This is a genomic window from Streptomyces sp. NPDC088553 (assembly GCF_044752965.1).
GTDB lineage: Bacteria > Actinomycetota > Actinomycetes > Streptomycetales > Streptomycetaceae > Streptomyces.
Genome location: NZ_JBIVMG010000001.1, coordinates 195,359 through 214,894, shown reverse-complemented (window position 1 = coordinate 214,894; position 19,536 = coordinate 195,359). Strand labels below are relative to the sequence as shown.

At 71.8% G+C, this 19,536-nt stretch carries 18 protein-coding genes; 6 read left to right on the top strand and 12 right to left on the bottom strand.

Translation table 11 applies throughout. From position 1 onward, the window contains the following. Positions 1–10: 10 nt before the first annotated feature. Positions 11–391 (top strand): hypothetical protein, encoded by a 381-nt coding sequence (locus ACIP8Z_RS01045; protein WP_319312701.1) that lies wholly within the window; start codon positions 11–13, stop codon positions 389–391. A gap of 224 nt (positions 392–615) precedes the next feature. Here ACIP8Z_RS01045 and ACIP8Z_RS01040 read toward each other — a convergent pair whose 3' ends face one another. The 7 genes from ACIP8Z_RS01040 to ACIP8Z_RS01010 all read right to left on the bottom strand — a co-directional run bounded on the left by ACIP8Z_RS01040 (position 616) and on the right by ACIP8Z_RS01010 (position 6,760). Continuing rightward, positions 616–1,779 (bottom strand): esterase-like activity of phytase family protein, encoded by a 1,164-nt coding sequence (locus ACIP8Z_RS01040; RefSeq protein WP_402077111.1) that lies wholly within the window; start codon positions 1,777–1,779, stop codon positions 616–618. Between the two features lie 319 nt (positions 1,780–2,098). Beyond that, positions 2,099–2,518: a hypothetical protein gene (locus ACIP8Z_RS01035; RefSeq protein WP_402077108.1), complete on the bottom strand. Its 420-nt coding sequence runs from the start codon at positions 2,516–2,518 to the stop codon at positions 2,099–2,101. 44 nt (positions 2,519–2,562) lie between these two features. Next, complete coding sequence (locus tag ACIP8Z_RS01030) at positions 2,563–3,051, bottom strand: SHOCT domain-containing protein (RefSeq protein ID WP_402077106.1); 489 nt, start codon at positions 3,049–3,051, stop codon at positions 2,563–2,565. A gap of 90 nt (positions 3,052–3,141) precedes the next feature. Beyond that, positions 3,142–3,798: an HdeD family acid-resistance protein gene (locus ACIP8Z_RS01025; RefSeq protein ID WP_402077103.1), complete on the bottom strand. Its 657-nt coding sequence runs from the start codon at positions 3,796–3,798 to the stop codon at positions 3,142–3,144. 442 nt (positions 3,799–4,240) lie between these two features. Further along, positions 4,241–5,173, bottom strand: a complete 933-nt coding sequence (locus ACIP8Z_RS01020) for a tellurite resistance/C4-dicarboxylate transporter family protein (RefSeq protein ID WP_402077101.1) — start codon at positions 5,171–5,173, stop codon at positions 4,241–4,243. An 85-nt stretch (positions 5,174–5,258) separates the two neighbouring features. Then, complete coding sequence (locus ACIP8Z_RS01015; protein ID WP_402077099.1) at positions 5,259–5,870, bottom strand: histidine phosphatase family protein; 612 nt, start codon at positions 5,868–5,870, stop codon at positions 5,259–5,261. Between the two features lie 329 nt (positions 5,871–6,199). Continuing rightward, positions 6,200–6,760 carry a helix-turn-helix domain-containing protein gene (locus ACIP8Z_RS01010; RefSeq protein ID WP_402077097.1) on the bottom strand — a complete coding sequence of 187 codons (561 nt, stop codon included), beginning with the start codon at positions 6,758–6,760 and terminating at the stop codon, positions 6,200–6,202. A 189-nt stretch (positions 6,761–6,949) separates the two neighbouring features. On the opposite strand from ACIP8Z_RS01010, the gene ACIP8Z_RS01005 reads away from it, so the two are divergent. Continuing rightward, positions 6,950–8,074 (top strand): aryl-sulfate sulfotransferase, encoded by a 1,125-nt coding sequence (locus tag ACIP8Z_RS01005; protein WP_402077095.1) that lies wholly within the window; start codon positions 6,950–6,952, stop codon positions 8,072–8,074. A 194-nt stretch (positions 8,075–8,268) separates the two neighbouring features. Beyond that, positions 8,269–9,549 carry a uracil-xanthine permease family protein gene (locus ACIP8Z_RS01000; protein ID WP_402078844.1) on the top strand — a complete coding sequence of 427 codons (1,281 nt, stop codon included), beginning with the start codon at positions 8,269–8,271 and terminating at the stop codon, positions 9,547–9,549. A gap of 21 nt (positions 9,550–9,570) precedes the next feature. On the opposite strand, the gene ACIP8Z_RS00995 is transcribed toward ACIP8Z_RS01000, so the two are convergent. Further along, positions 9,571–10,119, bottom strand: coding sequence for a rhodanese-like domain-containing protein (locus ACIP8Z_RS00995; RefSeq protein WP_402077093.1), 549 nt, complete (start codon positions 10,117–10,119; stop codon positions 9,571–9,573). A gap of 579 nt (positions 10,120–10,698) precedes the next feature. Here ACIP8Z_RS00995 and ACIP8Z_RS00990 point away from each other — a divergent pair. Further along, positions 10,699–11,052, top strand: coding sequence for a hypothetical protein (locus tag ACIP8Z_RS00990; RefSeq protein ID WP_402077091.1), 354 nt, complete (start codon positions 10,699–10,701; stop codon positions 11,050–11,052). Between the two features lie 108 nt (positions 11,053–11,160). Here the strand turns inward: ACIP8Z_RS00990 and ACIP8Z_RS00985 are convergent, their stop codons facing one another. From ACIP8Z_RS00985 to ACIP8Z_RS00970, 4 genes are all read right to left on the bottom strand, one after another. Continuing rightward, complete coding sequence (locus ACIP8Z_RS00985) at positions 11,161–11,913, bottom strand: DUF4232 domain-containing protein (protein ID WP_402077090.1); 753 nt, start codon at positions 11,911–11,913, stop codon at positions 11,161–11,163. 640 nt (positions 11,914–12,553) lie between these two features. Further along, a complete protein-coding gene (locus tag ACIP8Z_RS00980) occupies positions 12,554–14,887 on the bottom strand; it encodes an FtsX-like permease family protein (protein ID WP_402077088.1) in 2,334 nt (777 codons plus the stop codon). An 11-nt stretch (positions 14,888–14,898) separates the two neighbouring features. Next, positions 14,899–15,666, bottom strand: coding sequence for an ABC transporter ATP-binding protein (locus ACIP8Z_RS00975; protein WP_402077085.1), 768 nt, complete (start codon positions 15,664–15,666; stop codon positions 14,899–14,901). After that, positions 15,663–16,169 (bottom strand): PadR family transcriptional regulator, encoded by a 507-nt coding sequence (locus ACIP8Z_RS00970; RefSeq protein WP_319312732.1) that lies wholly within the window; start codon positions 16,167–16,169, stop codon positions 15,663–15,665. The genes ACIP8Z_RS00975 and ACIP8Z_RS00970 overlap by 4 nt, the downstream gene beginning before the upstream one ends. A gap of 162 nt (positions 16,170–16,331) precedes the next feature. Between ACIP8Z_RS00970 and ACIP8Z_RS00965 the strand changes: the two genes are divergently transcribed. Both ACIP8Z_RS00965 and ACIP8Z_RS00960 read left to right on the top strand, forming a co-directional pair. Then, positions 16,332–17,600, top strand: coding sequence for an ABC transporter substrate-binding protein (locus ACIP8Z_RS00965; protein ID WP_402077082.1), 1,269 nt, complete (start codon positions 16,332–16,334; stop codon positions 17,598–17,600). Between the two features lie 251 nt (positions 17,601–17,851). After that, positions 17,852–19,525 carry a glycoside hydrolase family 13 protein gene (locus ACIP8Z_RS00960; RefSeq protein WP_402077080.1) on the top strand — a complete coding sequence of 558 codons (1,674 nt, stop codon included), beginning with the start codon at positions 17,852–17,854 and terminating at the stop codon, positions 19,523–19,525. The last annotated feature ends 11 nt before the right edge of the window (positions 19,526–19,536 follow it).

The following is a 19,536-nucleotide window of genomic DNA, read 5'->3' as shown; positions in this document are numbered from 1 at the left end:
GCTCCGTGAAATGGAGCGAGCTGAGGTTCTGAAGCGAGTGATCGGCATCCTGACGGAGGCTCAGGAGATCCGCCGGGCCGTGGAGGAGGAGACTGAGGGAGAAGAGGCCTTCGAGGCGGCGTCCGAGATCGAGCCGCGGGTGGTCACGCAGATGCTCAACGAGATGCTGCCCCACATCAGCGTGCCGGCCGACGCCGCTCCGCAGGACGTCGCCCACCTCCTCGCCACGGCGCTCGGTCCCGCGCTGTACACGATGGTCTCCGGGTTCACCCTGGCCTTCACCAGTCTCGCCGTGGTGCATGACGAGGGGCGGTCCGACGTCTCCTCCGCCGAGGTGCTGCAGTCGCTCGCCCTCCAGGTGGAGGCGGGCCGTTTCGACGAGGGCGCCTGACCGGCCCATCCGTACCGCACGATCCACCCCTGGCCGGTCCCTGGGCGGGTGTGCCGGCCCAGGGCGTGCGGGGGCTCATGTCCTCGGCGCCGGTGGAGCTCCGGTGCCGAGCTCGGGGAGCCCGGCGCCGAGCTCAGGGAGCCCGGCGCCGTGCTCGGGGCGTCACCTGGATGACCGGAAGCCCAGGTCCATCGGGTCCATCGGGTTCCACGGGGCCATCAGCTTCAGCGCAGCGCGAGCGCGACGATCTGCGTGACCGCGTCGCCGGCGAAGTTGTCGTCGCTGACAAGGATCAGCGACCGCTCGCCGGACGGCAGGGTGGGGCCCCAGGTCATGCCTTCGGTGTTGTCGACGGTGGACAGGCCGAGCGTGTGGAAGTCGGCGACGAGCCTCTTCCGCATGGCCACGACGGGCTGTCCGGCCAGGGAGTCCATGGCCCGTACGTCGGTGGCGCCCCGCGTGGAGGTGTCGTACAGACGGATCTTGTAGCCGGAGCCGGCGACCCAGGTGCGTTCGAGTACGAGGTAGCGCTCGGGGTCGTTCGGGAAGGCCAGGAGGGACGGTACGCCGGTGTCGGGGCCCCACGGGCTGGTCGGGTCGGACGCGGCGAAGATCTTCTCGATGGGGTACGCGAACTGTCCGAGCACCCGGCCGCCGCGGGTCTGCCGCGTGACGCGGACGAGCGCGCCGTGTGTCAGGTCCGGCACCGGGCCGTCCTGGAGCAGCGGGCCCTCGATCGCGCTGGTCACGACGGTGCCGCGGGCGCCGAAGGTGAGCGCCTCGACGGCCTGGTTCCGGCGCGGCCCGCGCTCGGCGGTGATCAGGTAGTTCTCCGGCAGCCGCAGGCGGCCGTGGTGGGTGCCGTCGGGGTCGGAGATCTCGATGGACGGCTGGATCACCGGCAGGCCGGCGACGGCGGGCCGATCGCCCTCCTGCCCCCACCAATAGCGGCAGTCGCGCGGGTCGACGCGGATCTCCTCCGGGTCGATCGCCTTGCCGTCGCCGAGGGCGGGGGACGGGTAGACCGAGCCGTCCGGCTGGAGGAGGGGGTGGGTCGAGGTGAAGTCGACGGCGTGTACGCCCGCGGCGTCGATGTCGAGCTTCGCGGTGTAGAAGCGTGCGGGCTGGAGGAAGGAGCGGTCGTCACTGATGAAGACGTACTCGCCGGTGCACCGGTCGCGGTCGATGCCGGAGAGGCCGCCGACCGTGGTCCCCTGGAAGTCGAGCTTGTGCGGGACGGTCTTCTCGCCGAGCAGGCGGGCCTGCACCGCACGCTTCGACTCCGGTCCGGGCGCGCCGGGTTGGGGTGCGGCGGCCACGGCGGGGGCGAGGGTGGACGTGACGAGGAGTGCCGCGGCACAGGCGCGGCGGATCAGAGAGGCAGTCATGACGATGATCATGTCCCGCCCCGCACCCGCCCCACAGTCACCCAGGCGAGTGTTCCTTCCGTCGAACGGACCGATCGTCGGATGATCGGCGTGGCTTGGGGATCCTTCGATTCCCCACCGGCAGCACAGCGCACGAAGCGCGCCGGTCAGGTCGACCAGCGGACCACGAGTTCGTTCGGGACGGCGGCCGGATCCACAAGGGGGCCGTCCTCACCCGCGGACGCAGCTGCCGTCGGGGGAGGGGAGCGCGCGGCGAACCCCTCACCCCGACGGCAGCTGCGACGGCGTCGGCAGGCTGCCCCTGGACAGTCGCCCTACGTCAGAGGAGTTCCTCCCGCTTCACCGCGCACAGGGCCCAGATGATGAAGCCCGACATGGCGACCATCAGGATCGACCAGGCCGGGTAGTAGGGCAGGGAAAGGAAGTTGGCGATGATGACGAGCGCGGCGATGCCCACGCCGGCCACGCGTGCCCACGTGGACGTCCGGTACAGCCCGAAGCTCACGAGGACCGCGATGATGCCGATGATGAGGTGTATCCATCCCCATGACGTCAGGTCGAACTTGAAGACGTAGTTGGGCGTGTTGACGAAGACCTCGTCCTCGGCGATCGCCATGATGCCGCGGAAGACGCTGACGAGGCCGGTGATCCCGAGCATGACGGCGGCGAAGACGGTCAGTCCGCCGGCCCAGGCCTGTCTCGTCGTGTCAGCCGAGCGTGTGGTGTGAGTGGAGGCCATGGAGATCCCTCGCTTCTCGGTCGAATCGTCGGTGCCGGGCGCGGTCAGCGTCCGGGGGTGGGAGGTTCGCCGGGCGCGGGGCTCGCGGCCGGCCTGTCGTCGGTGAGGACCAGTGCCTTGGCCCGGTTGAACTCCTCGTCCGTGATGTCTCCGCGGGAGCGGAGTTCGGAGAGCCTGGTCAGTTCCTCGGCGCTGCTGGGACGCGCGGCGCCGGACGCGGTCTCGCGGATGTAGGCGTCGAACTCCCGCTGCTGGTCACGGGCCTGGGCGATCTCGCGGCGGCCCATGTTCTTGCCGCGGGCGATCACGTACACGAGGACACCGACGAAGGGCAGCAGGATGACGAGGGCGAGCCACCCCGCCTTGCCCCATCCGTGCATGTCCTTGTCGCGGAAGATGTCGGTGATGATCCGGAAGAGCAGGATGAACCACATGATCCAGAGGAAGAACCAGAACATGGTCCAGAAGACGTTGAGCAGCGGGTAGTCGTAGGCGAGGTTCACGGTTCCTCCGTTTCCGCGGACGCCGGGCATGCCGTGGCGTACCTGGGGTCGTGCGCGTGGCGGGGTAGGGGGAGCCTCACTCCGAAGGCCGGGCGCGAGGCTGCGTCGGCGACGCGGCTGTCAGATGGCCGGGCCCGGCGAGTCATGGCCCGTGACGCCCGCCCTGCGCAGCGCCGACCGCCACGCCAGCGCGACGGCCGTCTCGGCCAGGCCGAGGAGGACGAGCCAGAGGCCGAGCAGCCTGGTCAGGGCCCGGGCCGACTCGGCCGGCAGCGCCAGCACCACGATTCCCGCGACGATGCCGAGGGCCGCGACGGCCATGACGACGCCGCGGTGCGGCATGTTCTTGGTGGCGATGGCCGTGTAGAGGGTGACGATGCCGGACACCAGCCAGACGGCGCCGACGATCAGCGAGAGCGCGGCGATCGTCTGCAGCGGGTTCCGTAGGCACAGCACGCCGCCCAGGACACACAGGACGGCCACGATCAGACCGGGAACGCGGTCGCTGCCGCGCCCGAACACCGCCACGAACTGGAAGGCGCCGGTCAGCAACAAGTACACCCCGATGAGCACGGCCAGGACGTGCAGGGTGACATCCGGCCATACCAGCGCCAGGATGCCCGGGATGAGCGTGGCCATCGCGGCGCCGAGGAGCCAGACCCACGATCGGCCGAGACGCGCCAGTTGGTCCGCCGCGTCGACCGCGGGAGCGGGTGATGCCCCGCCGGCCCCGTCCTCCGGTCCGGCACGGGGTGTGGAGCCCTGTGACGTTGCCATGTGTCCTCCTCCCGCCGTCCGGGTGGATCGTCCCGGAACTTCGCAGCGTTCCAGGGGGCGCCTCGTCCCACGACGCTCAGATCGAGCGCCGGGAGCGGGGCGGCGGTCCGTACGGACGAGCCTTGCCGATGACAGGGCCGAACAGGAGGGTCGGTCCGGCCATCGTCACGCGATGGGCCAGGGGTGACGCCGTGGCCGGCGTTCCCGATACGTGTTCCTCGGAGGTCTCGTAGTGCATGAGGTGTCTCTCGGAGGGGCCAGAAACGGGAGCGTGGGGGGCTCCAGGACCAGTGTGCACCCATCACCTGCCCGACGCCTCACCACGTGAGGAACAGCCAGGGCGGCGGCCCTGGACGCTCCTGGACGGGGCGGGCCTGGACGCTCCCTGACGGAGCGGCTCAGGATGCTCCCGGACGCCATCGGAAGTGGCAGTCACGAGTCGTCACCGCCGTCGGCGTGCCCGGACCGGTCGACGGCTGTCGGCAGCGGGGGAGGACCGGTCGACGGTGTGTCCGATGAGCGAGCGGACGAAGCCGTAGGCGGTGGGGAGCCACACGGCGACGGCGATCCACAGGAGCCCCCTGCCCAGCGTCTCCAGCCACGCGACCCCGGTGGCGGCCGCGACGGACAGGGACGCCACCGCCGTCATCCCGAGCGGGAAGACCGTCGCCCACCGCCGGACGTCGTAGCCGAGGCGCGGCCGGGCGCACTCGCCGCACAACAGGACCGCGTACCAGACCAGATCGAGCGCCGTCAGGACGAGCGTGGCCGTCCGCAGGGTCGTGGCCGCCCCGCCCGACCAGATGCCCGAGGCGAGGAGCTTCGAGCCGGCGAGCGCCGAGATCGCCAAGGCTCCGCCCGCGATCCAGTGGTCGCCCGCGCCCGTCACCACCTGGCGGACATCGAAGCGGGCCAGGGCATCGACGTACAACAGGAGGCCCAGCAGGAACAAGGCGAGGGCCACCCGAGCAAGCCAGTCACCGGCCTCCGGCACGAGGACGGCACACAGGATCGCGAGCCCCTGGGTGGCCACACAGATCAGGAACACGGCGCCCGGTGCCCGCCGGGTCAGGTGCCGGAGGACGGCGACCAGCATCACGGGCCACACCAGCGCGGCGATCACCAGGAGTGACACGGCCACCGGAGTGAGACCGAGGAGCTCGAAGCGGACGCCGAGCACCGTCGTGGCGGCGACCGCGGTGAGCGCCGGCGGGGTGTCGGCGGTCACCTCCCAGCGGCGCGGGTCCCTCAGGAGCAGGGCCGAAAAACCGAGTGCCAGCAGCAGCCACAGCGCCGTGGCCAGCCACAACGCCACGACAGAGACCACCTCGAACCCGGTCAGACTCAGACCCACCGACAGGATCCCGGTAGCCATGACCGCAGCACCCGCCACCGGAGGCCACGCCGCCCAATGCCCGGCGTAGCGGTTCATGGCGTGCTCACGCTCACGCATGTCCGCGTCATGTACGGACAGGGGGGAGCGGGCGCTGGTTCCAGCCCGCCACCACCGGCAGTCCGTGCTCCGTGGACAACCTGCCGACCGTCGCCGTCGTCAGGAGGAACAGCCGCCCCTCGGACGCCGGCAGGCCGAGGTAGCGGGCGGTGAGGACGCGCAGCAGATGCGCGTGCGCCACCACCACGCCGTCCTCCTGCGAGCCGGCGAGGAGCGGCGCGAGGCGTGCCAGCACCCGGTCGGCCCGTCGCCCCACGTCCTCGGCGGACTCGCCCGGCCGCCCGTCGGCATGCGGCGGCACGCCGTCGCTCCACAGCGACCAGTCGGGCCGGGTCTCGTGGATCCGCGCCGTGGTCAGCCCCTCGTACCCGCCGTAGTCCCACTCGCGCAGGTCCTCGTCCGTCACCGCATCCCGAAGCCCGGCGAGTTCCGCCGTGTGCCGGGCCCGCCGCAAGGGACTGGTGAGTACGAAGCAAAGGGAGCGGCCCTCGAAGAACGGGGCGAGCGTGCGTGCCTCCGCCTCACCGTCCGGGGTGAGCGGCAGATCGGTACGGCCGGTGTGGCGCCCCGAGGCGCTCCACTCCGTCTCGCCGTGACGGATCAGGATGAGGTCACTCATGGCGGCGGTGCTCCTTGTGACGACACGACGGCGTGGCTATTGACGGCGTGAGGCGGCCGGGGGGCAGGTCACGCCTTCCAGCGTGCGGCCTTGGTCTCCTTCACGCACGTGAGGTTCAGGAGGACGGAGGCACGGGCGAGCACCGCGTGGACCGTGAACACCGCACAGCTCGCCGACGTCGCGCGGATCACGCGGATCACGCGGATCACGCGGATCGCGTACCGCGCGTACATCGCCTACATCGCGTAGTTCGACGAGAACGAGCGGATCGCTCGGCCCGGCCCGCGGACAGACCCCGGCCCGAGCGCGTCGGGAAGGCGCTCGTCCCGTCAGGGCTCCAGGACGTCGACGTGGTCGCCGACCGCGACCACGAGGACCCGCGACCCCGGTTCGACGGTGCGCCAGCGGTGCCGGACGCCGCCCGACACCAGGAGCGTGTCCCCGCGTCCCAGCCGGTGGATCCGTCCCTCGGCCTCGACCTCCACCGAGCCGTCCGCCACGTACATCAGCTCGTCGTTGCGGTGCCGGAACTCGCGATCCGCCTCGTGCTCGCCGACGAACTCGAGCGCGTGCAGCTGATGGCGGCCCCGTACCACCGGCCGGACGCCGGCCTCCCGGTCGAGCCCGCTGTCGTCACCGGCGCGCACCACGTCGATCGTCCGCGTCCTGTCCGACGTCGCGAGCAGTTGCACCGCCGTGGTGTCGAGGGCGTCCGCGATCCGCTGCAGCGACCGCATGCTCGGGCGCGCCCGGTCGTTCTCGATCTGGCTGAGGAACGGGGAGGAGAGTCCGCTGAGCCGCGCCACGTCGGCGAGCGTCAGGTCGAGTGCCCGGCGTCGGCGGCGTACGGCAGCCCCCACCCGAGGGGTGTTCGTGCTCTCGGCCTCCATGGATGTTCCGTCCTTCCCCGCCCCGAGGCGCCGTTCTCCCTGGTCGACGGCGCCTGACGGCACCTTACGCGGCGCGGGGCGGGAACTCGGAGACGGTTTCGTACTCCCGACACACGCCCGTCACACAACGGCCCTAACGTCAAAGTCGATTGTTGTCATCAAAGAAAGTTTGACGCAAGGAGTCCCGACGTGCCCTCTGTCGACCAGAACTCACGCCGTCGTCGTCCCACCGGCCTCATCGCCCTCGACGAGGCGGCGGTGTCCGACGGCTACACCCTCTACGCACCCCTCACCGGCACCGGGGAGGTCTACCTCATCGATCTCCACGGCGATACCGTCCACAGCTGGAACCTTCCGTACCGCCCCGGCCGCCACGCCCGACTGCTCGCCGACGGCACCCTTGCCTACAACGGCGTACTTCCGGGGGAGCGTGCCCTGTTCCCGATGTGGCACAAGTACCGGGGCGGCGTCATGCTCCGTGCGGCACCGGACGGCACCGTCCTGCGGGAACACCGCGATCCCCTCCAGCACCACGATGCCCACCACCTCGACGACGGGCGCGTTCTCTACACCGCCCTGGAACCCCTGACCGGGGCCGAAGCCGCGACCGTACGGGGTGGCGTGCCCGGCTCCGAGGCCGAGGGCGGCGTCGTCTGGGCCGACACCGTCAAGGAGGTGGGCCCGAACGGCGAACTCCTCTGGTCCTGGCGGGCCTCGGAGCACCTCGACCGCGCGTCCTTCCCCCTGCACGAGGCCTACGCGCGTGAACACTGGCCCCTGATCAACAGCGTCACGCCCCTGCGGGACGGCAACATCCTGGCCAGCCTGCGCAGCGTCTCGGCCGTCGTCGTCATCAGCCGCGAGACCGGCGAGATCCTCTGGCGCAGCCGCCCCGGCACGGTCAGCCAGCAGCACGCCCCCACCGAACTGGACGACGGCCGGCTGCTCGTCTTCGACAACGGCGTCTTCCGGCCCGGACACGACGTCCCGTACTCCCGCGTCATCGAGATCGACCGGACCACCGGCGACGTCGGGTGGGAGTACCACGACCCGGCGCGCGAGTTCTTCTTCGCGCCCTTCATGGGCTCGGCGCAGCGCCTGCCGAACGGCAACACGCTCGTCACCGACTCGCCGTCGGGGCGGCTGTTCGAAGTGACCAAGGACGGCTACCTGTGCTGGGAGTACGTCGTCCCGCACTTCGCAGGCTACGGCGAGAGCGAGGTCCGGGGCCTCTTCCCGTCCGAGCCCAACGCCGTTTTCCGGGCCTACCGCTACTCCGCGGCCGACATCCCGTGGCTGGAGACGACGGCATGACGACCCCGGCGTCCAAGCCCACCCCGGCGTCCAAGCCCACCCCGGCGTCCAAGTCCACCCCGGCGTCCACGCCCGATTCCACGTCCACCCCGGCATCCAAGTCCACCCCGGCGTCCACGCCCGACTCCACGTCCGCGTCGCCGTCCTCTCCCGCATCCGTCGAAGCCGTCGACGCGACCGTTCCGTGGCGGAGACTGGTACCACTCTCCGCCCAGCACGTCCTGGCGATGATCGCCGCCCCCGTCTCCACCGTCTTCCTCGTCGCCGGCACCCTGAAGATGCCACCCGGCGCGACGGCCTCACTGCTCAGCGCCGTCCTGCTGCTCTGCGGAGCGGGCGCCCTGCTCCAGTCCCTCGGCGTGTGGCGGATCGGCGGGCGCCTCCCGTTCGTCATGCTGCCCGGCGGCGCCGCGACAGCGCTCTTCCTCCAGATCGCCCAGGAACACGGGGCGCCGACCGCCGCCGGCGCAGTTCTCCTGGCGGCGGCCCTGCTCCTGGCCGTGCTGCCCCTGTACGCCCGTGTCGTACGGCTGTTCCCGCCCCTGGTCATGGGGGTGACCGTGCTGCTCATCGGGATCGCGATGATCCGGGTCGCGGCCCGACTCGTCACCGGCCCGGACGGCACGGGGGAGCCCCGTGCGGTGCTGCTCGCCGGGCTCACGGTCGCGGCGACCGTCGCCGCGTACGTGTTCCTGCGCGGCGTATGGCGCCAGACGTCCGTCCTCATCGGGATGGCGGCGGGCACCGCCGCGGCGGTGGCGACCGGCCTGGGAGCCTTCACCCCCGCGGCCGGCAGCGGCTTCGCGCTGCCCGCGTTCCTGCCCTTCGGGACACCGAGGTTCGACCTGCTCGCCGCTCTTCCGCTGCTCGTGTTCAGCCTCACCACCCTGGCCGAGATCACCGGGCAGACCGTGCTCAACAGCGAGACCGTCGGCCGGACCCCGACACCCGAACGGGACGTCCCCCGCGTCGCCCGCGCCGACGCCGTCGTCTCCCTGGCGGGCGGGCTGTTCGGTACGTCCCTCATGGTCACCAGCGCCGAGAACATCGGCATCGGCCGGCTCACCGGGGTCCGCAGCCGGTTCGTGACCGCCGGCGCCGGAGCACTCCTCGTCGCCCTCGGCCTGGCCACGCCCGTGTCCCGGGCGCTGGCGGGCATACCCGAGGCCGTCGTCGGAGGCTCCGCCCTCGTCGTCTACGCCGTGATCGCCGTCATGGGCGTCGAGATGCTCCGCCGCGCCGACCTGTCCGGCACCGGTACGGGCTCGCTGACCGCCGCGCTCGCGCTCACCGTGGGACTCCTGCCGCTGCTCACCCCGGACCTGTACGCGGGGTTCCCCGGCTGGGCCCGGACGATCCTGGGCAGCGGCGTCGTCGCAGGCACCCTGACGGCGGTCGTCCTCACCGCGCTGCTCGGCCGGTTCGGGCCCAGGAGCGGTCACCCCGCCCCGCCGGACCCGCACGGACGGGAGTGACCGCGCCGGAAGCGGCGGGCGTCAGCTGGGCGATGCCGCCCCGCGCCGGTTGAAGGGGAGCCGGCCCAGGACCACCGCCATGCCGCAGGTATCGGTGAGCGCCGAGAACACCAGGCCCCCGGCGATCCCGGCCGAGAGCACCTGGAACGCAGGGTGGACGAGCAGCCCGAGAACCAGGCCGAGCAGCACCAGCACCCCCGCGGTGAAGCGCACCTGACGCTCCATCCCCCAGACCTTCCGCACGGGTCCCGCCGGGTACTCGAGCGGATGGCCGGCCGAGGCCCATCCCCGGGTGCCGCCGGTGAGACTCGCCGCGGCGACCCCGTGGGAGGCGAGGGTCGCGACGGCCTTCTCGGAGCGTGCACCGGAGGCGCACACCAGCAGCAGCGGCCTGCTCGTGGTGGCGTTCCGCAGGTCGGTCACCTGGTCCTCGATGCGATCCAGGGGGACGTTGACGGCGCCGGGCAGACGGCCGGACGCGAACTCGCCCGGGGTGCGGACATCGACCACGTTCAGCTCGGGCAGCCGAGCCTCCGCTTCGCCGACGGTGAGGGTGCGGGATGTACTCATGAGGAACCTGCCCTTGGCAGTGACCGGTTACGGCCCCGCACCGGCAGCGGCGGGGCCGTTCCCCGGGATGCTAGACGCGCGCCGCCGCTCGGACGTCGCGACGGGCGATGCTGCCACGAGCCCGCCATGACTCCGCCATACTGCGGCAACATGCCGAGCCGCCGCCCGTTCGGGTTCGGGGTTCGGGGTGGGTCAGCCAGCGCAGCACGACCTGGGAACGCCACGAGGCCACCGGTCGCAAGCCCGCCCACAAGACGTTCCACCACCAGGTCGGGACGATCACCCCGACCACGACGCCCTGCTCCTGCTCGACATGACGGCACCGCGTGCGGCGGCGGACTCCGAGTCCGTACCGCACAGGGCCACCGACCGGGAGCCGTGAGCCACCACGGCACGCCGCTCCTCCCGCTGGGCGCGACCTTCACGTGCCAGTTGCCAGCGGCGTTCGTCGGGTCTTCTCACTTGTGACGAGATGGCGTAGGGGGCATCCGGGTGGGTTTCTCGCCGGACTGCAACGGGCCGCGGTACCGGCGGCGTCGTTCCCTGCACGAACGTCGCACGACGACTGAGGAGACGCTCATGACCGAGTTTCAGGCGCTCACCACGGCTCCGCGCGTACTGCTGGATCTCGACCCGTACCGCTTCCCTGCCGTGCACGACCTCGACGATTTGCACGGGGAGACGTCGGCCACCTGCGGGATCATGGAGTTCGACGACTGCTCCATGCCGGAGCCCGCGCCTTCGGGCAGGCCGTCCCACGGCCTGGAGCCGGCCGACCGTCGCCGACTGGAGCTGCACGCCGCTCTCACCGCGGCGGGCGTCGCGCCCCTGCCGGGCGATCGCGACGCCATCGACGTGCTCTGCACCCTGGACGACAGCACCCACAGGGCGCTTCGTCGATGGCTCAGCTGGTCCGGCACCCACCGCGTCTGACGCCCGACGACCGGCCCGATCCGGTTCCTTGATCCGGGCCCGTGCCCCGCGGAGACCGCCGTCGTCCCACCTCCAGCGACGGGCGTACGACGGTCCCCGCGGCGCTCCTCAGAGCTGGGTGATCGGGCGCATCGCCAGGCCCTCGGTGCCGGCCCAGCCGTTCAGCCGCGCCGCGTCGTCGACGGAGACCGTGTCGAGGCCGTCGGGCAGGTCGAAGACGAGCGTGCCCCTCAGCTCGGTGCCCTCGCCGGCGACCAGGGTCGCGGTGAAGCGGTCGGACTGGTCGTACTGCGCCTCGCCCCCCTCGTCGTTCCCGAAGACGTACAGGCCGGCGTAGGCCTTGCCGCCCCCCTCGACGACGACGGGCTCGGTGTCCGGCTCCCCGAGCGTCTGGACGATCGGGGCGTCGTTGCCCGCCTTGAGTCGTACCTGCGGCGCGTCGTTGAGGACGCACGGAGTCTTCGCGGTGTTGGTGACGGTCAGCAGGAAGTGGCGGGGGGTCTCCCCGCGCTCGTCCTGGAGCTCGACCGCGGTGGTGAGCCCGTCCGCCTTGCAGTCCTCGTACTTCGTGCCGTTGCCGCCGCCGGTCTCGCCGCTGTCTCCGGTCTCGGTGGTCGCGGGGCCACTGCTGCCGGTCCCGGAGTCGACCGTGGGCGTGGTGGTCTTCGGAGCGCTCCCGCCGGCCGACGCGGAGCCCGAGGGGGCGGCGCTCGACGAGGCGGAGGCGGGCGGTGACCCGGCGGCCTCGCCGTCGCCCTGGCAGGCGGTGGTCGTCAGCAGAGCCGCGACGACGGCCGCGCCCAGGGCGGCTCCGCGAAGGGCCCGACGAGGTGAACCATCCCTGACTGTCCTGGAGTTCATGCCGTTCTCTCTTCCCCCGTGACCGACCGGAGCCGGTCCGTGTGCAAGCTTCGTGTGCAAGCGATATCGCCATTGTTGCCATGTGGCGATGCCGGTTCACCTGCATCCCGAGTCTGTTACAGCCCTCGTACGAACCAGCAGTCTTGGCGTGACCCGCTGGGGGCCGGGCCACGGTCCGTCCGGCCGCCGACGGCCCGGCCCGTGCGGGCACGGGTCCTCGTCGCCGAGCACGGCGACGGCACCGCACCCGCGCCACCCTCCCCGGCCGTCGCTTGCCCGATCGGCTCCTGGTTCTGCACGACCGCACACCGCGGCGACCGTCCTGTCGTGAAGAGCCGCCGGCGGGGCCTTCCTTACCTAACAGGTAAGTAGATTGCTCGCGGTATCGGCACGGGCACGCGGTGGGCGGCCCGGGTGGACCGTGGAGGGGGAACCATGATGGCCGTGTCCGCGGGCCCTTCTCGCATCGAGGTGGTGTCTCTCGACGGGGACGAAGGATGGGTGGCGACGCTCCGCCGTGCCTGTCGCCTCCCCACCCGCCGGGGCCGCAACCGGCGACTCGGACCGCACCTCGCGGAGCGCGGCGTCGAGTGCGGGAGAACGGGGAGATGGGGAGCCGACACCATCACCGTCCACGCCTCTAGAGCGTCTCGCTCGCCGAGTCGATGAGACGGCGACGCGCGGTCTTCACGGCGGGCGCCAGCGCCGCCACGGCGCCGACCGCGGTCGCCGTGGCGACCAGGGTCACCAGGACCAGCGGTGAGGGCACGTGCGCGATGCCCGCGCCGATGCCGCTGGAGCGGCCCTCCTCGTCGACGAGCCAGCGACCGAGCGCCGCTCCGGCCCCGGTGCCCAGGAGGGCGGAGACCAGGGTGGTGAGGGCCGCCGCCGTGACGGTCACCGATCCGATCTGGCGAGGGGTGAGACCGATGGCCCTCATGGCAAGGAGGTCCCGCACCCGGGCGCGTACGCCGGTACTGATCAGGGTGAGCAGTTCGACGAGGGCGATGAAGGCGAGGACGGCGATGAGCGCCGCGATGACTCCGCGCGGGGTGTCGAGCCGGTCCGCGGGGGTGGGGGTCTCACGCACCTCCAGGGCTCTGGTGGTCGACCCGGAGACGGCGGCCGCCACCTCCCTGGGGTCGGCCCCCGGCCGGAGGACGAGCGCGTGGAAGCGCGCGCTCATCGCCGGGGCGTCGTCCCTGAGGCTGTCGAGCGAGGTGGAGATCACCCGGCCGCCCTGGTCGGGTTCGACGCTGCGGCCCACGATGTGCAGGATCTGCGGGCGGCCCTCGACCGTCATCCGGACCCACTCCCCGACCCGTACGCCCAGGAGGTCGAGGAGTCCCTGCCCGGCGACCGCCTCGTCCGGGCCGGCCGGTGCCCGTCCTTCGACGACGGTGTGGGGGTACGGCCGTGCCCGGCTGCCCAGTCCCCGCAGGGTTATCGTCCCGGTCTGGCCGGGGACCAGCGCGACGAACTCCGCACCGGGGAAGGAGCTTTCGACGCCCGGGACCGAGGTCAGGAGGCGTTCGAGCGCCGGATCGTCCCCCGGACCGGGGTCTTCCGCGCGTACGGTCAGGGCGGCGGCGCGGCCCATCCGGGCGGGGTCGCCGCTGAACTGTTCGAGTGTCGACCAGGCGACGAGGGCCACGGTCATCAGGGCGATGGGCAGAGCGAGCCTGGTGATCGACCACAGGTCGCGGCCGCGACCGGAGAACGCCGAGCGCCAGCCGAGAACCAGCGCGGGCGACAGGCGCAGGGCGATGGCACGGCGGCCGAGGAGGGTGATCGGGGCGGCGGTGAGGAGCGCCGACCTGGCGGTCGGGACGGGCGGTACCCGGCCGGCCCGCCAGGCGGCGAGCCCGGTCGCGGTGCCGATGAGAAGGACCGCGGCGCCGGGCAGTCCGGCCACGACGGCCCGGTGTCCGGGCATCTCCGGCCACAGGACCACGGCCTCTCCGATCCGGCCCGGTATCCAGCGCCCGAGCGTCAGGGTCGCCGCCGTGGCGAGCCCGGCGCCGAGGACCGCGAAGCCCAGGTGCTGGACGAGGAACCCCCGCATCACCTGGCCGGGGGTGAAGCCGATGGCCTTCAGCACCGCGATGTCCTTGAGCTGGCCCCGTACGCGCGCCCTGACCGCTCCGGAGACGGCGACCGCGGCCGCGAAGAGGGCGGCCAGACCGAAGGCGGCGAACATCTGCCCGAGCAGCCGGTCGTCGCCTCCCCGGTCGGCCTCGGCCTCCTGCCAGTTCGTCACCCGGTCGACCCGGTGGGCGCCGAGCAGCGTCACGGCCCGCTGGACGACGTAGTCGGTGTCGTCCGGGTCCTTGAGCCGCAGCCCGACGCTCTGTCCCGCACCGGTCGACGCCACCTGGTCCAGCACCCCGGGCGGCACCCAGGCGACGCCCGCCCCCTCGCCGGCCCGGTAGAGGGGCTCGGCGCTCTCCGCGATGCCCACGATCCGCAGAGACAGCGGTGCCCCGTCCTCGCCGGCGACCGTCACGGTCTCGCCGGGATCGGCCCACAGCGCCCGCGCCAGAGTGCTCTCCAGGACGATCTCGCCCGGCCGGCCGCCGACGGTCCCCGACGTCAGCCAGCGTCCCTCGGTGACGAGGGGGCGGGCCACCGCGGACGGCTGGGGGCTCGTGCCCCGCAGGACGACAGGCGCTCGCGCGCCGGCCACCTCGACGGTGGCGTCGGCCGTCCGGAACGGACCCGACAGCGCCGCGACCTCGTCCAGCGAGGCCAGCGAGGCGAGCGAGGACGCGTCGGGATCACCGCGGGTGTGAAGCCAGATGTGCGCGCCCTGGGACTGGTTGAACACCCGCTGCCAGGGGTTGACGGCATAGCTGAGCAGTGCCGCGGACAGCAGCAGCGAGGCGATCACTCCGGCACTGGCCAGCACCGCGAACAACGCCTCGCCCCGATGGGCGCGCAGGTCGGAGTGAGCCCACCGAAGAATGGCCCGCACGACGTACCGCCTCAGTCTCGCAGTTCGAGCACGCCGGACACTCCCGGCCGTGCCGTGCCGCCGTCGCCGAGGGCAGCGTCGTCGGCTGTCCGTCCGTCGAAGAAGCTGATGACCCGGTCCGCGGCACTGGCCATCCGGGCGTCGTGGGTGACCATGAGGATGCTCTGGCCCCGCCGGTGGAAGCGCGAGAGCAGCCGTGCGACATCGCGGGTCCCCTTGCTGTCGAGGCTTCCCGCGGGTTCGTCGGCGAGCAGCAGCGCCGGGTTGTTGACCAGGGCGCGGGCGAGCGCGACCCGCTGCTGCTCGCCCCCGGAGAGCTCTCCCGGCATCGAGCGGTCCCTGCCCTCGAGCCCCAGTTCCTGGAGGAGTTCCGCCCTGCTCCGCCGCGCCGACCGGGGCGACACCCCGGCGAGGAGCGCCGGCAGTTCGATGTTGTCGGCGACGGTGAGGTTGGAGACCAGATTGAAGAACTGGAAGACGATGCCGATGTGGCGGCGGCGCAGCATCGCCCAGCGGGCCTCCGAGTATCCGTCGACCTTCTCCCCGGCCAGCCACAGGTGCCCGCTGTCCGGTCGTTCGAGACCGCCCACGAGGTGCAGCAAGGTCGACTTGCCCGCTCCGGAGGGGCCGGTGATCGCGATGAACTCACCCGGCCGCACGGTCAGGTCCACACCTCGTACCGCCTGGACAGGGGCGCTGTCGCCGTGATGGGTCTTCGTCAGACCCTCGGCACGCACGATCGTGTCCTGTGGGGGCGCCGCGGTGGGACCCTCTGTCATTCCAGCTCCTCCTGACAACGCTCCAGCCAGTCGAGGTCGGCCTGCAGGTGCAGCATGGCACCTTCGATCAGGAGCTGGGCGATCTTGTTGCCGCGGTCCTCCGAGGCGGCGAGCCTGGAGAGGGTGCGCATGGTGTTCAGGTGCTGGCGCCGCTGCTTGTTGATCAGGGTGATCGGGTCGGCGAGTCCGGACAACGGGGCCAGCGCGAGCTTCATGAAGAACTCGTCGCGGACCCTCGGCTCGTCGGCGGTCTCCTCGAACCACGCGGAGACGGCGTCCCGCCCCGCTTCCGTCAACCGGTACGTCCGCTTGTTGGGGCGACCGGACTGTTCGACATCCTCACCCTCGATGAGACCGCTCTTCTCCAGCCGCCCGAGCGTCACGTAGACCTGGCCGACGTTCGGCTGAGGGTATGCGGAGCCGAGGAGTTGTTCAAGGCCCTGCTTGAGCTCGTAACCGTGGGCAGGGCCCCGGGTGAGGAGTGCCAGCAGCTGCTGCCGCACACGCTCCCCCTTCTGTGTCGTTCCGGAACCCGATGCCGGACCTGAGACCGTATGACCAGGTGACGGCGCTGTCATCTGGCGGTCCAGTATCACCGATTCCCCGGGCTCGCCATATGCCACGATGGTCCCCGTCGCGTCCGGGACCACGTCCAGGAGGAACCTATGCGGTGGATACGGGCCGTGAGGAGGGGAATTCTCGCAGCGGCGATCGTCCTGGCCGGGTACTCCGGCGTCGGGCACCGTGCCGCGGAGCCCTCGGCCGAGGGCCGGGGGCCGCTGACGTTCGTCACGGCGGGAGATCTCACGCGCTATCTGGCACCGCTGGTCGACGACTGGAACAGCGGGCATCCGGACGAGCGGGTCACCCTCGTCGAGCTGCCGGACTCGGCCGACGAGACCCGGGCGCAGATGCTCAGCGAACTCCGCTCCGGCAGCAGCCGGTTCGATGTGCTCAACCTCGACGTGGCCTGGACCTCGGAGTTCGCCGCGGCAGGGCTGATCAGGCCCCTGGACCGCGGCCGGTTCGAACTCGACGCCTTCCTGAGCCCCGTGGTCGACACGGCCACCTTCGACGGCAGGCTGTACGCCGTCCCGTACGTGACCAACGCGGGGCTGCTCTACTACCGCAAGGACGTCCTCGACGCGGCCGGCGAGAAGCCGCCGAGGACCTGGGCCGAGCTGGCCCGGCAGGCGCGCACCCTCGCTCCCCGGCACGGCCTCGAGGGGTACGCGGGCCAGTTCCTCCCCTACGAGGGGCTGACCGTGAACGTCACCGAGGCGATCCAGTCCGCGGGTGGGACCGTCCTGCGTGACGACGGCACGACGGTCGCCGTCGACTCGGACCCGGCACGGGCGGGGCTCGCGTTCCTCGCGGACGGACTGCGCGAGGGCTGGATACCCACCGAGGCCCTGCGGTACAAGGAGGAGGAGTCCCGGGCCGCCTTCGAGGAAGGGCGTCTCCTCTTCCTGCGGAACTGGCCGTACGTCTACACGGACGCCAATTCCCCGGGATCGAAGGTCGCGGGACGCTTCGGCGCCGTGCCGCTGCCCGGTCTCGACGGGCCGGGCACGAGCGTCCTCGGCGGATCGAACCTCGCCGTGTCCGCCCGCTCGAAGAACGCCGCCACCGCCGCCGACTTCATCGCGTACCTGACGAGCGAGCGGGTGCAGCGCCAGGTCCTGACGCGGGGCGCTCTGCCGCCGGTGAGAGCCTCGCTCTACGACGACCCGTCCCTCGTCGCCGCCCACCCCTATCTCCCGATCCTCCGGGAGAGCGTGCTCGCGGCCGTGCCCCGCCCCAAGAGCGCGCGGTACGACCAGGTGAGCCTGGTCGTCCAGGCGGTCGGCCAGGACGTGCTGGCGCTCCGCGACACGCCCGAGGAAGCCGTGCGGCGACTGACGCGCGAACTGGGCGCCATCTCCGGTTCCTGAGGTCCTTGAGCTCCCTGAGCTCCCTGATTTTCTTGAGCTCTTTGAGGTCCCTCGTGCCCCCCGGATCGCCACTACCTGCCTGTTGGCCAGTGGCCTTCCCCTTCGCTCGCACTGACTGCCCAATGAGGCATCTCCACAAGCAAGTTGTGCAGCCTCGTTGACATCGTGCCGTCATGGCTACTTAACATGAATGCATAGCAGAGGCTCCCGTTCGGGTGCTCTCGCATTCACTGCAGACAGGTCGACGCGAGATGCTCAGCACTCTTGCGGCCCATGCCGGCCGCCCTACCAGCGCCCACTCCACCGCCCCGTGGTGGCGGGACGCGGTGATCTACCAGGTCTACGTCCGCAGCTTCCTCGACAGCACCGGGGACGGCGTCGGAGACCTCGCCGGCGTCCGCGCCGGCCTTCCCTACCTGAGGAAGCTCGGCGTCGACGGCATCTGGCTGAGCCCTTTCTATCCCTCGCCCCAGCATGATCACGGCTACGACGTCGCGGACCACCAGAACGTCGACCCCGTGTACGGCGACCTCGCCGAGTTCGAGCGCGTGGTGACCCAGGCCCATCGGCTCGGGCTCAAGCTGTTGATCGACATCGTCCCCAACCACTGCTCGACCGAGCACCGTTGGTTCCGGAAGGCCCTGGCCGCCGGGTCGGGGAGCCGCGCCCGGTCACGGTTCCACTTCGCCCCGGGCCGCGGTCCGAACGGCGACGAGCCCCCGAACAACTGGCACGCCATGTTCGGTGGTCCCGCCTGGACCCGCGTCACGGAACCCGACGGCACGCCCGGCGAGTGGTACCTCCACCTCTTCACACCGGAACAGCCGGACCTCAACTGGCGCGACCCGCGCGTGGGCGAGCACTTCGAGCAGGTGCTGCGCTTCTGGCTGGACCGTGGCGTGGACGGCTTCCGCATCGACGTCGCCGCCGGCCTCTACAAGCATCCCGCTCTCCCCGACTCGGACGACCCGACGGCGGACGAGCGCACCCGCGACTCGGTCAACCCCCTGGCCTGGAACCAGCCCGAGGTCCACGACGTGTGGCGCCGCTGGCGTGCCGTGTGCGAGGAGTACACGGCGCGCGACGGCGTCGAGCGGCTGCTCGTCGGCGAGGTGTCGGTGCCGAGCGCGCGTGAACACGCCCTGTACGTCAGACCGGACGAGCTGCACCAGGCGTTCTTCTTCGACCTGCTCAGCGCCCCCTGGGACGCCACCGCCTTCCGGGCCGTCATCGACGAGGCCCTCCGCGACATCGCCGGAACGGGCTCGACGGTCACCTGGGTCCTCAACAACCACGACCAGGTCCGCACGGTCACCCGGTACGCGGGCGGCCCCGGCGCCGAGCACGTCGGCGCCGCACGGGCCCGCGCGGCGGCGCTCCTCATGCTGGCGCTCCCGGGCGCCGCCTACGTCTACCAGGGTGAGGAGCTCGGACTGCCCGAGGTCCTCGACCTGCCCGACGACGTGCTGACGGACCCCATCTTCCGCCGTACGGGAAGCCGCGCCAGGATCCGGGACGGCTGCCGCGTCCCCCTTCCCTGGTCGGGCCAGGCGTCCCCCTTCGGGTTCAGCGACGGCGCGGCCGGTGTGCGCACCTGGCTGCCGCAGCCGGAGTGGTTCGCCGAGTACGCCACCGACCGCGCCCTCGCCGACACCCGGTCGTTCTGGCACCTCTATCGCGACGGGCTCCAACTGCGGCGCGGCCTGCCTCAGTTGGGAGAGGGAACCCTGCGCTGGCTGGAGGCGCCACCCCAGGTCCTCGCCATGGCCCGCGGCGACGGCCTGGTCTGCGCCGTGAACTTCGGCTCCGAGACCGTCCCCGCCCCGGTGCCCGGTGCGCCGCTGCTGTCCAGCGGACCCTGCCCGGCCGGTGAACTCCCCGGGGCGACCGCCGCCTGGTGGTCCACCGACACCCCCGCCTCCTGACCTGCCCCGCT

Excerpts from the sequence above, each read along its gene's own strand:
- ACIP8Z_RS01030 (WP_402077106.1), bottom strand. The coding sequence starts at position 3,051 with ATGCCCGGCGTCCGCGGAAACGGAGGAACCGTGAACCTCGCCTACGAC.
- ACIP8Z_RS00960 (WP_402077080.1), top strand. The coding sequence starts at position 17,852 with ATGCTCAGCACTCTTGCGGCCCATGCCGGCCGCCCTACCAGCGCCCAC.
- ACIP8Z_RS00965 (WP_402077082.1), top strand. The coding sequence starts at position 16,332 with ATGCGGTGGATACGGGCCGTGAGGAGGGGAATTCTCGCAGCGGCGATC.
- ACIP8Z_RS00990 (WP_402077091.1), top strand. The coding sequence starts at position 10,699 with ATGACCGAGTTTCAGGCGCTCACCACGGCTCCGCGCGTACTGCTGGAT.
- ACIP8Z_RS00975 (WP_402077085.1), bottom strand. The coding sequence starts at position 15,666 with ATGACAGAGGGTCCCACCGCGGCGCCCCCACAGGACACGATCGTGCGT.
- ACIP8Z_RS01035 (WP_402077108.1), bottom strand. The coding sequence starts at position 2,518 with ATGGCCTCCACTCACACCACACGCTCGGCTGACACGACGAGACAGGCC.
- ACIP8Z_RS01040 (WP_402077111.1), bottom strand. The coding sequence starts at position 1,779 with ATGACTGCCTCTCTGATCCGCCGCGCCTGTGCCGCGGCACTCCTCGTC.
- ACIP8Z_RS00995 (WP_402077093.1), bottom strand. The coding sequence starts at position 10,119 with ATGAGTACATCCCGCACCCTCACCGTCGGCGAAGCGGAGGCTCGGCTG.
- ACIP8Z_RS01045 (WP_319312701.1), top strand. The coding sequence starts at position 11 with ATGGAGCGAGCTGAGGTTCTGAAGCGAGTGATCGGCATCCTGACGGAG.
- ACIP8Z_RS00985 (WP_402077090.1), bottom strand. The coding sequence starts at position 11,913 with ATGAACTCCAGGACAGTCAGGGATGGTTCACCTCGTCGGGCCCTTCGC.
- ACIP8Z_RS01020 (WP_402077101.1), bottom strand. The coding sequence starts at position 5,173 with ATGGCTACCGGGATCCTGTCGGTGGGTCTGAGTCTGACCGGGTTCGAG.
- ACIP8Z_RS01015 (WP_402077099.1), bottom strand. The coding sequence starts at position 5,870 with ATGAGTGACCTCATCCTGATCCGTCACGGCGAGACGGAGTGGAGCGCC.
- ACIP8Z_RS01025 (WP_402077103.1), bottom strand. The coding sequence starts at position 3,798 with ATGGCAACGTCACAGGGCTCCACACCCCGTGCCGGACCGGAGGACGGG.
- ACIP8Z_RS01010 (WP_402077097.1), bottom strand. The coding sequence starts at position 6,760 with ATGGAGGCCGAGAGCACGAACACCCCTCGGGTGGGGGCTGCCGTACGC.